The sequence below is a fragment of the Providencia sp. CIM-Carb-044 genome (genome assembly GCF_033901115.1).
GTDB lineage: Bacteria > Pseudomonadota > Gammaproteobacteria > Enterobacterales > Enterobacteriaceae > Providencia > Providencia hangzhouensis.
On sequence record NZ_JAXADV010000002.1, the window covers coordinates 46,095 to 58,748 of the forward strand.

At 41.3% G+C, this 12,654-nt stretch carries 12 protein-coding genes; 7 read left to right on the plus strand and 5 right to left on the minus strand.

Annotation, left to right across the window (positions count from 1 at the left end):
• Positions 1 to 54 precede the first annotated feature (54 nt).
• Positions 55 to 930: a 4-(cytidine 5'-diphospho)-2-C-methyl-D-erythritol kinase gene (gene ispE, locus SJ312_RS03485; protein ID WP_140172373.1), complete on the minus strand. Its 876-nt coding sequence runs from the start codon at positions 928 to 930 to the stop codon at positions 55 to 57.
• Positions 927 to 1,583 carry a lipoprotein insertase outer membrane protein LolB gene (gene lolB / locus SJ312_RS03490; protein ID WP_004264131.1) on the minus strand — a complete coding sequence of 219 codons (657 nt, stop codon included), beginning with the start codon at positions 1,581 to 1,583 and terminating at the stop codon, positions 927 to 929. Before lolB ends, ispE begins: the two co-directional genes overlap by 4 nt.
• 623 nt (positions 1,584 to 2,206) lie before the next feature.
• Here lolB and hemA point away from each other — a divergent pair.
• Genes hemA through SJ312_RS03525 form a run of 7 tightly spaced genes read left to right on the plus strand, consistent with a single transcriptional unit; the run spans position 2,207 to position 8,818 of the window.
• Positions 2,207 to 3,469: a glutamyl-tRNA reductase gene (hemA, locus tag SJ312_RS03495; RefSeq protein WP_110591650.1), complete on the plus strand. Its 1,263-nt coding sequence runs from the start codon at positions 2,207 to 2,209 to the stop codon at positions 3,467 to 3,469.
• A gap of 31 nt (positions 3,470 to 3,500) precedes the next feature.
• On the plus strand, positions 3,501 to 4,583 hold the full coding sequence (prfA, locus tag SJ312_RS03500) for a peptide chain release factor 1 (protein WP_004264135.1): 1,083 nt from the start codon (positions 3,501 to 3,503) through the stop codon (positions 4,581 to 4,583).
• Positions 4,583 to 5,416: a peptide chain release factor N(5)-glutamine methyltransferase gene (prmC, locus tag SJ312_RS03505; protein ID WP_094962514.1), complete on the plus strand. Its 834-nt coding sequence runs from the start codon at positions 4,583 to 4,585 to the stop codon at positions 5,414 to 5,416. The genes prfA and prmC overlap by 1 nt, the downstream gene beginning before the upstream one ends.
• A gap of 22 nt (positions 5,417 to 5,438) precedes the next feature.
• Complete coding sequence (gene sirB1 / locus SJ312_RS03510) at positions 5,439 to 6,248, plus strand: invasion regulator SirB1 (protein ID WP_036958727.1); 810 nt, start codon at positions 5,439 to 5,441, stop codon at positions 6,246 to 6,248.
• Positions 6,249 to 6,293: 45 nt separating this feature from the next.
• Positions 6,294 to 7,148 carry a 3-deoxy-8-phosphooctulonate synthase gene (kdsA, locus tag SJ312_RS03515; protein WP_004255137.1) on the plus strand — a complete coding sequence of 285 codons (855 nt, stop codon included), beginning with the start codon at positions 6,294 to 6,296 and terminating at the stop codon, positions 7,146 to 7,148.
• A gap of 12 nt (positions 7,149 to 7,160) precedes the next feature.
• Positions 7,161 to 8,063: a TIGR01212 family radical SAM protein gene (locus tag SJ312_RS03520; RefSeq protein ID WP_094962515.1), complete on the plus strand. Its 903-nt coding sequence runs from the start codon at positions 7,161 to 7,163 to the stop codon at positions 8,061 to 8,063.
• 20 nt (positions 8,064 to 8,083) lie between these two features.
• The gene (locus SJ312_RS03525; protein WP_112307007.1) at positions 8,084 to 8,818 is read left to right on the plus strand and encodes a tetratricopeptide repeat protein; all 735 of its coding nucleotides are present in this window, start codon (positions 8,084 to 8,086) and stop codon (positions 8,816 to 8,818) included.
• 50 nt (positions 8,819 to 8,868) lie between these two features.
• On the opposite strand, the gene dauA is transcribed toward SJ312_RS03525, so the two are convergent.
• The 3 genes from dauA to SJ312_RS03540 form a co-directional block, all read right to left on the minus strand.
• Positions 8,869 to 10,602 (minus strand): C4-dicarboxylic acid transporter DauA, encoded by a 1,734-nt coding sequence (dauA, locus tag SJ312_RS03530; RefSeq protein ID WP_110591652.1) that lies wholly within the window; start codon positions 10,600 to 10,602, stop codon positions 8,869 to 8,871.
• 290 nt (positions 10,603 to 10,892) lie between these two features.
• On the minus strand, positions 10,893 to 11,282 hold the full coding sequence (locus SJ312_RS03535) for a hypothetical protein (protein WP_242439617.1): 390 nt from the start codon (positions 11,280 to 11,282) through the stop codon (positions 10,893 to 10,895).
• 8 nt (positions 11,283 to 11,290) lie between these two features.
• On the minus strand, positions 11,291 to 12,634 hold the full coding sequence (locus tag SJ312_RS03540; RefSeq protein ID WP_165880137.1) for a phosphatase PAP2/dual specificity phosphatase family protein: 1,344 nt from the start codon (positions 12,632 to 12,634) through the stop codon (positions 11,291 to 11,293).
• Between the last annotated feature and the right edge of the window lie 20 nt (positions 12,635 to 12,654).

A 12,654-nucleotide genomic window follows, 5' to 3' on the forward strand; every position in this document is an offset into this window, starting at 1 on the left:
GAAAAACCTCAGGCTTGCGTCCAGAGAGATATTGTTGACCAATAGCGACAAGGCTTATTGGTGCAATACACGGGTTATCCCAGCGCGGAACTTGTGCAGTGGGGAAACGTTAACGCCTTGAGCGACGAACCCTTGCACCCACGATGGGGCTTTATTTAACACCTGCAGGGCATCCGCTTGTGTTTCAAATTCAGAAAAAACACATGCGCCTGTTCCTGTAAGGCGAGACGGAGCATATTCTAACAGCCAAGAAACAAGCTGTTCAACCTCACGAAAACGTTTTCTTGCGATTGGTTCACAGTCATTTGCGTACGGAGCCAGTAATAATGCGGCTAGGGAGCGTTTTGGAGAATTTCGATTTAATTGTGGATCTGTGAAGATCATCGGGGTTGATATTTCAATTCCGGGATGAGCGACGAGATACCATTTCTCTTCAGGGGAAGCTTTGGTTAAAATATCACCAATCCCTTCAGCGAAAGCGGCATGTCCACGAACAAACACTGGAACATCAGCACCTAATGATGCACCTAATTCTGCAAGGACTTCATCAGAAACCTGTGTTTTCCAATGTTCGTTAAGCGCAATTAAGGTTGTTGCTGCGTTTGATGAGCCCCCACCAATACCACCGCCCATGGGCAATACTTTATGAATACAAATATCAGCCCCTAATGGGCCATAGTGCTGTAAGGTATCGCGGCAATAGGATTGTAATAATTTAGCTGCCCGTAAAATTAGGTTTTTTTCGGGGGGAACCCCTTGCATGTCAGTCAATAAATTCAGTTGGTCGTCATCACGTGCTGTAATGGTGATTTCATCGCCATAATCAACAAATTGAAATAGAGTTTGTAATTCATGGTAGCCATCAGAGCGTTGGCCTGTGATGTACAAAAAAAGATTTAATTTTGCCGGAGATGGCCATGTTAACGTCATTTCTTCAGTGTCCAACTATCCATTTTTAATTTGATAAGCCTGTCCCCTTGGCGTAGCTCTAGGTAGTTTGGCAGCATAGGTACCGTTTTGCTGTCATACGAAATGTAGTTGAGCTGCCAAGTTTCACCATTGCTTTTAAACGTGACACTTTTCAGCAGGTGGTTTTCATCTAAGGTAAAGTCTGTTGCACGTCCCGGTGAGCCTGTTAACCATGCAGTTAGGTCATCAATTGGAATTTCCATACCAGTAAGTTGATAGATAAGCTCGCTTGGAACGTCACTCATATGGGTTTGGCCATCTTTAGTGGTTAACCGAGCTAAATCAGGTTCAACGGTAAGCTCAAGTTCGCGGCTACCTAATGGGTTGGTCAGCAACAAACGGTACTTTTCAGGTGTATATTGTTGCCAGAAAAACTTAGCATACGTTTTTGTTTCTCCGCCGTTATAGGCAAATGATCCACGGGTTTGGTAGTCACGTAACTGACTTAATTCCTGTTGATGTGCTTTCCATTTCGCATCGGATGCGGAGCTGGTTCCTTTTGTGGTCGTTTGTGACGTTGTCACGCATGCGGTTAGCAAGACGCATGAAAGTGGCAATAGGCGAAAAAAATGCTTATTTATGTGCATAAAGGGCAAAGTTTGAGTTAATTGCATATCAAATCTCAAAGTTGTATTGGGCGCTGATAGCAGTCTCTAATTGAGTTACTTGCATTTAAAGAAGTTCAGTTTAGCGCGTTAAGGCCATCAGAGTCATCTATTACACTAGATGATATACCTTGCGGATAAAAACCTGTAAGTGATTTACCGTTTGTATACAAATAACATAGTGTATTGACAGGGAAAATGGTTCCTTAAAAATGTTATTAGGCCAATCCAGTTTGGGTTCATGTGGCGTTAAGTTATCAGGATAAACCTCACCAGTCACCATTTGCTTTCTGTGCGAAATAATTGCATTCTCTATGCATCTTATTGTAGTTAATTTATCATTGTAAATAATGATATGGCTGATAATCAGTTTCATATAGCATAAATAAACGATAAAATTACGATCAGTTGTGATTGGTAAAATAACCATTACGTCTGTTTTTTTCGGTTTATTTTTTGGCGTGGGTCATCTTTCTGAAGGATAGGCTTATGTAAACCGTAGAAAGAGAGACGCGGATCATCTACAATAGAACAATATAAATAACAGTATTGCTAAATTGATGGGGAATACCCATCGAGCATTACTGAAAATAATTAGCACTGTAAGCAATGTGAGTAAGTCGTAAAGCACAATGACCTTATTAGCCTTAGGCATCAACCATAAAACAGCACCAGTAGCCCTGCGTGAGCGGGTGACATTTGGTCCTGAAAAAATTGACCATGCACTTGAGGAACTTCTCAAACAGCCTCAAGTGAATGGTGGCGTTGTGCTGTCTACCTGTAATAGAACTGAGCTTTACTTGAGCCTTGAATCACAAGAACGAGCTCAAGAACAGCTAGTAAAATGGTTGTGTGATTTTCATGGTATAACCCAAAAAGATTTACAGCCAAGTTTATATTGGCACCAAGACGACCGAGCGGTGAGCCACCTAATGCGTGTGGCGAGTGGCTTGGATTCATTAGTTTTGGGAGAGCCACAAATATTAGGGCAAGTAAAAAAGGCGTTTGCACTTTCGCAAGGTAACCATTCGTTATCAAGCGAACTTGAGCGTCTTTTCCAAAAATCATTTTCTGTTGCAAAACGTGTGCGTACAGAAACCGATATTGGAGCGAATGCAGTTTCTGTGGCATTTGCTGCTTGTACACTTGCTCGTCAAATATTTGAATCACTTAAGCATTTAAATATTTTGTTAGTTGGCGCAGGGGAAACTATTGAACTTGTGGCTCGTCATTTGCGCGAACACGGCGTACAAAAAATGATGATAGCTAACCGAACACGTGAACGTGCGGAGCTATTGGCCAATGAGGTCAATGCACAAGTTATTTCGTTATCGGATATTGATAACCGTTTAGCTGAAGCGGATATTGTCATTAGTTCAACGGCGAGTCCTTTACCCATTATAGGGAAAGGGATGGTCGAGCGTGCAATGAAAGTACGTCGTAGTAAGCCGATGTTGTTAATTGATATTGCCGTTCCTCGTGATATCGAACAAGATGTTGAAAAATTAAGAGATGTTTATCTCTATACTGTGGATGATTTGGAATCTATTATTGCACAGAACCTTGCTCAGCGAAAAGCCGCAGCCGTTGAAGCTGAATACATTGTTGAGCAAGAAAGTAGCCACTTTATGGATTGGTTGCGCTCACAAGCGGCAGTGTCTACAATTCGCGATTACAGAGAACAAGCTGAGGCCATTCGGGCAAATATGACTGAAAAAGCGTTGACGGCTATCCGTCAAGGTGCAGACCCTGAGCAAGTGATCATGCAATTATCGCAACAATTAACCAACCGCCTTATTCACGCTCCAACCAAATCTTTGCAGCAAGCTGCAGGAAATGGGGATGTAGAGCGTCTAAATCTACTTAGGGACAGCTTAGGGCTGGACCATCAATAACCACATTTTAATCATAGGTCTTATATAACGAATGAAGCCTTCTATTGTCGCAAAACTAGAAGCATTACAAGAACGCTACGAAGAAATTGAAGCGCACCTTGCTGATGCAGGTGTAATTGCCGATCAAGACCGTTTTCGTGCTTTATCAAAAGAATATGCTCAATTGTCTGATGTCGCTAAATGCTTTAGCGCATGGCGCACAGTACAGGATGACATCGAAACAGCTGAAATGTTGTTAGACGATCCTGAAATGAAAGAAATGGCTCAAGAAGAGCTTAAAGAAGCCAAAGCGCGCAATGAAGAGCTCGAACAGCAATTACAATTGTTATTGCTTCCGAAAGATCCTGATGATGAATATAACTGCTTCGTTGAAATCCGTGCGGGAGCAGGGGGAGACGAAGCGGCAATTTTTGCGGGTGATTTATTCCGTATGTATAGCCGCTATGCAGAAAACAACCGCTGGCGCGTTGAATTAATGAGCACGAGTGATGGTGAACATGGCGGTTTTAAAGAAGTTATCGCGAAAATTTCCGGTGATAGCGTTTATGGTCGCTTGAAGTTTGAGTCAGGCGGTCATCGTGTTCAACGTGTCCCTGAAACTGAATCGCAAGGCCGTATCCACACTTCTGCTTGTACTGTGGCTATTTTACCTGAACTGCCAGAAGCTGAGTTACCTGAAATCAGCCCTGCGGACTTACGTATTGATACCTTCCGTTCATCGGGAGCGGGTGGTCAGCACGTTAACACCACAGATTCTGCAATTCGTATTACCCATATTCCAACAGGTATCGTTGTTGAGTGCCAAGATGAACGTTCACAACATAAAAACAAAGCGAAAGCGATGTCTGTGTTAGGTGCGCGTATTCGCCAAGCAGAAATGGATAAACGCCAAGCCGCGGAAGCCTCTGAACGTCGTAACCTGTTGGGTTCTGGTGACCGTTCTGACCGTATTCGTACCTATAATTTCCCTCAAGGCCGAGTGACTGACCACCGTATCAACTTAACGTTATACCGTTTGGATGAAGTAATGGAAGGAAAGCTGGATTCACTTATCCAACCTATCATCAATGAATACCAAGCAGACCAACTTTCTGCGTTGTCTGAGCAGGAATAATGCAATATATCGAATGGGTCAAGCAGGCAGCGAATCGGCTGTCTGCAAGTGACAGTGCGAAGCGAGATGCTGAAATTTTACTGGAACATGTCACAGGCCGCAGTCGTACCTATCTTTTTGCTTTTGGTGAAACGGAACTCAAAGCCGAAGAATTCCAACAAGCTGAATTACTTTTACAACGCCGTGAGAAAGGTGAGCCTATCGCCTATATTATCGGTGAACGTGAGTTCTGGTCTCTTCCTCTTTATGTCTCTCCTGCAACACTAATACCTAGGCCAGATACTGAATGCATTATTGAACAAGCATTATCTAGGCTAACAGAGCAAAAAAATCAAATTTTAGATTTAGGCACTGGGACAGGGGCTATTGCATTGGCTTTGGCGTCAGAGATGCAACAAAGTCAGGTTATTGGTGTTGATTTTAACCCTGATGCAGTTGCTTTAGCACAACGAAATCAGCAGCGTTTGAATATTTCAAATGTCAAATTTATACAAAGTAATTGGTTTTCTTCACTATCAATTCAACAATTTGATATGATTATCAGTAATCCACCCTATATTGATGAAAATGATATGCACCTCAGTGAAGGTGATGTGCGATTTGAGCCGTTAACCGCTCTAGTGGCGAAGGATGAAGGCTTAGCTGATTTAATGCATATCATTAAAGAATCTAAAAAGTATCTTAAAAATCAAGGGTGGTTGCTTCTTGAGCATGGCTGGACACAAGGTCTTGCGGTGCGTGATTTATTTAAAGTACATGGGTACACCAAAATTGAGACTTGTCTTGATTATGGTGGAAGAGAGCGAATTTCACTCGGTCAATGGAATGGTTAAGTGGCGTAGCAGTGGGAATGTAATGAAAACCATAGCGAATATAGAGTTTAATCAACTCCCTTTAAGTGAAGGGATCATGACTGTGTCACAATGTATCCGTCATGATTTCCCGCTGATGAAAGTGCAAGCTCAGTTAGATAGCTTAGTATCATCAGCCAAGTCTTGTATCGATTTAACTGCTGATAATGAAACAAAAATTCAGCAATTGACTTCACTTTTCTACCAAGAATGGTCGTTTGGTCCAGCTGAAGGAATTTATTTGTTATCGGATATGCTGTGGTTAGATAAAGTATTGTCATCTAAGCAAGGTACACCAGTGACACTCGGTGCTATCTTCTTGTATGTTGCCGAACGCCTTGGTATTGCGATTTATCCCGCTATTTTTCCTACGCAATTATTATTTATCAGTGAAAGAAATGATGGCAGCCAATGGGTAATTAACCCTGTTAATGGCGAGTCTTTATCATTACACACATTAAATTTATGGCTCAAAGGAACAGTTGATCCTTTTTCTGAATTTTACCATGACCAACTGGATGTAGCAGAAAACAGCGTTGTCATTCGTAAAATTTTTGACACATTAAAAGCGTCATTAATGGAAGAGAAAAAGATGGAATTAGCGTTGCGGGTTTGTGAAACGCTTCTGACTCTTGACCCTGAAGACCCTTACGAAATTCGTGACCGAGGGTTAATTCTGGCACATTTAGACTGTAATCATGTGGCATTGAGCGATCTCAATTATTTTATTGAGCATTGCCCAGAAGACCCTGTTTCTGAAATGATTAAAATACAAATTTATTCGCTGGATAACCATCCGGTCGTATTACATTAATTAACATACAGGCCTATCCCCTGTTTTAATATTTAAGGTAAGAGTATGCAACAGAAAGTAGTCAATATTGGTGATATCAATGTCGCGAACGACTTGCCGTTTGTGTTATTTGGTGGAATGAATGTATTAGAATCCCGCGATATGGCGATGAAAGTGTGTGAGCATTATGTCACGGTGACACAAAAGCTGGGAATTCCTTATGTTTTTAAAGCGTCATTTGATAAAGCAAATCGCTCATCAATCCACTCTTATCGTGGCCCTGGTCTTGAAGAAGGAATGAAAATATTCCAAGAGTTGAAACAAACATTTGGCGTAAAAATCATTACGGATGTTCATGAGCCAGCACAGGCCGCCCCTGTTGCTGAAGTCGTTGATGTTATCCAATTACCTGCGTTCTTAGCACGCCAAACAGATTTAGTTGCGGCAATGGCTAAAACAGATGCAGTAATTAATATTAAAAAACCACAGTTTATCAGCCCAGGGCAAATGGGGAATATCGTCGAGAAATTTATCGAAGGCGGTAATGATAAAATTATTCTTTGCGACCGCGGTGCGAACTTTGGTTATGACAATCTAGTGGTTGATATGCTTGGCTTTAATGTCATGGTCCAAGCATCAAAAGGCTGTCCTGTCATTTTCGACGTAACCCATGCACTGCAATGCCGCGACCCGTTCGGTGCAGCATCTGGTGGCCGTCGTGGCCAAGTTGCTGAGTTGGCAAGAGCTGGAATGGCGGTTGGAATAGCAGGTTTATTCCTTGAAGCGCATCCAGACCCAGACAACGCACGTTGCGATGGCCCATCAGCACTGCCATTAGATAAGCTGGAACCATTCCTGAAACAAATGAAAGCAATTGACGAAGTTGTAAAAAGCTTCCCAGAGTTAGATACAAGTCGCTAAGTTAGGCGGTTTATGCAACTCACTGAAGTCGTTTCTATGTTCGGCGCTGATTTACAGCGCCGATATGGTGAAAAAATCTATAAAATCACCTTACATGGTGGCTTTAATTGCCCGAACCGTGATGGCACCCTTGGGCGAGGAGGCTGCACTTTTTGTAATGTGGCCTCTTTTGCTGATGAAAGTCAGTCATCTCAAACTATTAGTGAACAAATTCACCAACAGATCACCCGAATTTCCCGCGCAAAACGTTATTTAGCTTATTTTCAAGCCTATACCAGCACTTATGCCGAAGTAAGCCTATTAAAACAACTTTATGAAGAAGCCTTACTGCAAGCCGATATTGTTGGTTTATGCGTAGGAACTCGCCCTGACTGTGTCCCTGAATCCGTTTTGTCTTTGTTAGGCCAGTATCAACAGAAAGGCTATGAAATATGGCTTGAGCTAGGTTTACAAAGTGCTCATGATAAAACACTACATCGTATTAATCGTGGCCATGGTTTTGATGCATACCGACAAACAACGCAAAAAGCCCGTAGCCTTGGATTAAAAGTGTGTACGCATTTGATTTGTGGATTACCCGGGGAAAATGGCCAAATGAACATGGAAACACTTGATAAAGTGCTTGAATGCGGAACGGATGGTATCAAATTACATCCGTTACATATTGTTGAAGGCAGTGTGATGGCCAAAAGTTGGCGAGCAGGGCGCTTGGCAACGCTTTCTCTTGATGAATATACCCAAACTGCTGGTGAAATGGTACGTCATACTCCGACTGACATTGTCTACCACCGTATCAGTGCAAGTGCAAGAAAGCCAACTTTGCTCGCCCCGAACTGGTGTGAAAATCATTGGGTGGGAATGAATAATTTATATCAATATTTCTTAAAATGGGGAGGGCAAGGCTCCGCGCTTTGACTTCTTTAATGAGAACAACTATGAAATCAAATTTTTATAAAGCTATTATCGTTTCATCTCTAATTACGTTTTCTTTTCAAGCTGCCGCTCAACTTGATATTACTCCTGAAGATAAACAAAAATTCGTACAAACTCACCAAAAAGCAGTCAAGAAAGATGCCCTTGCTCAGTACCAACTTGCTCAAATGTATTTTTCCGGTTTAGGTGTCCTACAAAATTTTAATAATGCGCGTTTATGGGCAAATGAAGCGGCAAAAAACGGTAATGCGGATGGTTATGCATTATTGGCGGATATCAATCTATTAAGTGATAGTTACTTTTCGCAGGAATTGGCTGATGCCCGTAAATACGCGACAAAAGCGGTTGAAATGGGCAGTACGCGCGGAAAAATCAGTTTAGCAGAGTCATTGATAAATCCAATTGCAGGCAAAACGGATTATCAACAATCTATAGAACTTCTTAATGAAGTTAATGCGTTAAATAACCCGGATTATTTTATTGCTCCAATTTTACTTGGTGTTATCTATTTAGATGGCAAAGGCGTTGCAAAAGACGAAAAGCAAGCACAGCAATGGTTTGATAAAGCAAATGAGATGACTTATCCAGGCTATGCAGAGTGGATGGCTGCGTTTAGATTTTCTGAAGATAACACAGGAACGGTGACCATCGACCAAGTTAAAGCAAAAAAATTAAGGGAAATAGCCTGCGAAAAAGGAAAAAATGCAGGGAATGAGATGTTTTGTTTTAGTGAGTGATAGCTAAACCGCCATGTGAAATAGCATGGCGGTTTGCTTTGATACCTAAGTTAAGGCGTTGTTGTTGATTTTTCTGTGTCGATAGAACCTGCCTGTTCGATAGCTTTAACGGCTTCAAGTGCATGATCCATTGAATTATAAAAGCTCAATACGCCTTCAATAGGTGTCACTTTTGCTCTTGCCAAAGTTTTTAATGGCTGGAACGGAATGTCACAAACTAAGACATGGGTATCTTTGCGTACGGCATCTATGAATTTTTCGAAAGCTTCTAAACCACCTGCATCTAAAACCGGCACTGCGTCCCATTGCATAATAATGGTTTCATAACCTGCGCTTTTGACACGCAATTCATCGAAAATACGCTCAGCAGCAGCGAAAAATAACGGGCCATTTATTCTTACGACTAAACGGCTTCGCTCTTCGTCTGTTTCTGCGAGTTGTGTTGAACGGGTCATATTGGCAATACGCCGCATGAACAATAATGACGCGAGAACAATCCCGACAGTGATAGCAATAACCATATCAAATAGAACAGTTAGAGACATACATAGTACTAATACAATAATGTCATCTTTTGGCGCGCGTTTAATCAGGTAAACGACTTTGCCCGCAGCACTCATGTTCCAAGCCACTATCAATAGTAATGCAGACATTGCGGCTAATGGCAGATAAGAGAGCATTGGTGCAAGAACTAATAATGTAAGTATCACCAGTATTGAGTGAATAATCGCAGAAATGGGGGATGTAGCACCTGCACGGACGTTAGCTGCAGAGCGTGCTATTGCAGCGGTTGCTGTGATCCCACCAAAAAAAGGCGCCGCAATGTTCCCCACACCTTGGCCAATAAGTTCACTATTGGAATGGTGCTTGGTTCCTGTCATGTTGTCCAATACTACAGCACATAACAGTGACTCAATTGCGCCAAGTACCGCCATAGAAAATGCTGCAGGCATTAATGCGGTGATCATCGCCCAGTTGATTGGCGCACTTCCGGGGAGTTCCCATGGCAAAATAAACTGCGGTAGGATAGGGGGAATACCATTACCTTCAGTACCATCAGGCAATAAATAGCTAAATTCAGAACCGATAGTCGCGACTTCCATACCAAATAATGAAAGTACCCACATGACGAAAGTCCCGACAATAAGGGCTGGCAAATGGCCGGGAAGTTTTAATTTTAGTTTAGGCCAGAAGATAAGCACCAAAAGGGTTGAAAGACCAATTAGTGTGTCACTGTACTGAAAAGTGGGGAAGGTATTGCCAATAGCAATGAGCTTATCAACATAGTTTTCTGGGACATGCGCCATTTGCAAGCCAAAGAAATCTTTAATTTGCATGGTAGCAATGGTGATAGCAATTCCCGAAGTAAAGCCTAAGGTGACAGAAACGGGTATGTATTCAATAAACTTACCAAAGCGAGCAAACCCCATCGCAAGAAGTATGACACCCGACATCAATGTGGCGACTAATAACCCACTTAATCCAAATTGTTGAGAGACAGGATAGAGGATCACCACAAAAGCCGCTGTGGGGCCTGAAACGCTATAGCGTGACCCACCAGTTACCGCGATGACGATCCCAGCAATCGCGGCAGTATAAAGCCCATATTGAGGCGGAACACCGCTAGCGATAGCCAAAGCCATTGCGAGGGGGATAGCGATAATACCCACGGTAATACCCGCGATTAAATCCTTAATAAAGCGGGTAGCCGTATATTTTTCTTTCCAACAAGAATCTATTAGCGCACTAAAAGGGCGCAACCTATTAATTTTTTTTGTACTCATTATACCCTACCAAATAACAGGGTGAAAAATAAACGAAAGATGTACCTATAAGGATACGCTTAGCAATCTAAAAAAAATCTGTTATGTATCAATGAATCTGCAATTATCATAACGTTTTCAGTAACAAAAGTAAAAAACCGTTATATTATAAAGAAAAATAGTTAGAGTACATTTTATATGGCTATTTTTCTTTTTTAGACTGTATATGTGAATGATGTAATCGTAATTTTATTTTTTAAGTAGTAATTATAAATCATTATAAATAAATAATTAGTCAACACGTATAATGGCTAGATTGTTATGATTGCTACCAATAATCCTATCCATTGCAGTAGTACTAGCCCAAGAGCACGTATGAAAAGACGTTTAGTCCCAGACCACCTTTGCTGCATCGTACAATGTTTAATTTTGCTTGGAAATAAAAAATTTAAAGCGTTATCAAAATGTTCTGTTTCATTATGTGTGTAGATAATTTTAAAGAAATGGTTATCTAGCCATAGGCGATATATATAATATTGGCAAATTATAAATATAATTACATTGACGAATAAAATATATTTAGGGTAATTAGAATCCAAAAATAAACTTAATTGGCAAAATAATGCTAATACAGACCCTACAGCGAAATAACGCCAACTATGAGTCAAAATAGTGATGACTTCACCTTGTTGTTTATTCATCAATGTATTCATTTTTTCACTCGGTTTAGGTGGTAATGGGTATACCAATAATTCAGCTGCTCTATCGTTGCTGTATTTAAAATCACTTGTGGGCGAGTTTGCTCAACTAATACTACGGCCCCTTCTATATTTTTAGCATCACCATGATGTACCAGCCATGCAACAGCCACAGTCGCACTTCGTGAGTAACCTAATTTGCAATGAATATATACCGCACCGTGTTTTACCAACTCATCCATAGTATGGACTGACTTTTCGATATCTTCCGCGCTTAGAGGTAACAAATCAATTTGCGGTTGGCTACAATATTTCAGCCCTTTACTGTAAGAATTGCGAGGCCATTCGCAAGTCATATCTAAAACAGCTTGAGTTTGCAAAGCGTAAAGCGGGCGCCCTCCCAAAACAATATGTTTACTGACAATACTGGGTTGTGCGCAGTGCTTAGCGAAGTAATGATAGGTTCCCCAAGCAATCAGCCGGTATGGTAGTAATAAAATAGCAGCTGAAGGGGAAATATTACCTTCCGGTGTTTTTTGGAAAACGCTGGCTCCGGCTCCTAAATAGCCAAGGGTAATAAAAAAGAGGGCAATAGCAGGCCATAATAGTAACCAAGCGAACCCTTGGAAGGTAAAAGCAAGAATAAAACAAGCAAGAGAACTGGTTCCATAGTTTTTACTCATTTTAAAACTGCGAGGAGAACTTGTGTAATGCCATTGCCAATGGGTTTGTATAGGAAGTAAATAGCTAATTAATAGGCCAACGACAAAGCCAGTGATGACATCAATAAAGTGGTGTTGCCATGTGGTTAGAACTGAAATTAAAATTAAAACAGACCAACTATGAAGCAACCAGCGCCATTTTGTTGGTGTATGTGCTCGAAAACGTAACCATAGGATCCACAATAAAATAATATGTAATGAAGGGGCTTGGTTAAAGGGGAGATCAAATAGCTCTAGGCTGTTAAACATCCAGCCAAATAGGCCATCAGTGCTTGGTCGAGGGAAACTAAACTTTAGTGGAAATAGCAAAAAACCAATACAAGCAACAAGAGAAGCCGTGATCAGCCGTAAGCCGTGGATGGTTTGTTCTTTACGGGTCGTGCAAATAAATAATGATAACCCATAGAATAAGTCAATGCTCCAATAGGGAATGATAGTCCAAGGAAGAAATGGGATATGTGTTTCCCAAGAAAAAACGATAGAGGGAACCTGGTCTAACGTTGCGGTATAGGTATTGACTTGGCCATAAGTTAAGAAGAAAAAAGGTGCTAGAAAAACTAACCATAGCAAACCAGACAGTATTATTTTGCGTCGAGGTACAACCTGTTGAGGTTCGCGGGTTGCAGTTATCATCCTTTATCCTATTCCTTAAA

Bases quoted from the DNA above. Each gene is read 5' to 3' on its own strand.
- prmC (WP_094962514.1), top strand. From the start codon at position 4,583: ATGCAATATATCGAATGGGTCAAGCAGGCAGCGAATCGGCTGTCTGCA.
- SJ312_RS03525 (WP_112307007.1), top strand. From the start codon at position 8,084: ATGAAATCAAATTTTTATAAAGCTATTATCGTTTCATCTCTAATTACG.
- dauA (WP_110591652.1), bottom strand. From the start codon at position 10,602: ATGAGTACAAAAAAAATTAATAGGTTGCGCCCTTTTAGTGCGCTAATA.
- SJ312_RS03520 (WP_094962515.1), top strand. From the start codon at position 7,161: ATGCAACTCACTGAAGTCGTTTCTATGTTCGGCGCTGATTTACAGCGC.
- kdsA (WP_004255137.1), top strand. From the start codon at position 6,294: ATGCAACAGAAAGTAGTCAATATTGGTGATATCAATGTCGCGAACGAC.
- SJ312_RS03540 (WP_165880137.1), bottom strand. From the start codon at position 12,634: ATGATAACTGCAACCCGCGAACCTCAACAGGTTGTACCTCGACGCAAA.
- sirB1 (WP_036958727.1), top strand. From the start codon at position 5,439: ATGAAAACCATAGCGAATATAGAGTTTAATCAACTCCCTTTAAGTGAA.
- lolB (WP_004264131.1), bottom strand. From the start codon at position 1,583: ATGCAATTAACTCAAACTTTGCCCTTTATGCACATAAATAAGCATTTT.
- SJ312_RS03535 (WP_242439617.1), bottom strand. From the start codon at position 11,282: ATGAATAAACAACAAGGTGAAGTCATCACTATTTTGACTCATAGTTGG.
- prfA (WP_004264135.1), top strand. From the start codon at position 3,501: ATGAAGCCTTCTATTGTCGCAAAACTAGAAGCATTACAAGAACGCTAC.
- hemA (WP_110591650.1), top strand. From the start codon at position 2,207: ATGACCTTATTAGCCTTAGGCATCAACCATAAAACAGCACCAGTAGCC.
- ispE (WP_140172373.1), bottom strand. From the start codon at position 930: ATGACGTTAACATGGCCATCTCCGGCAAAATTAAATCTTTTTTTGTAC.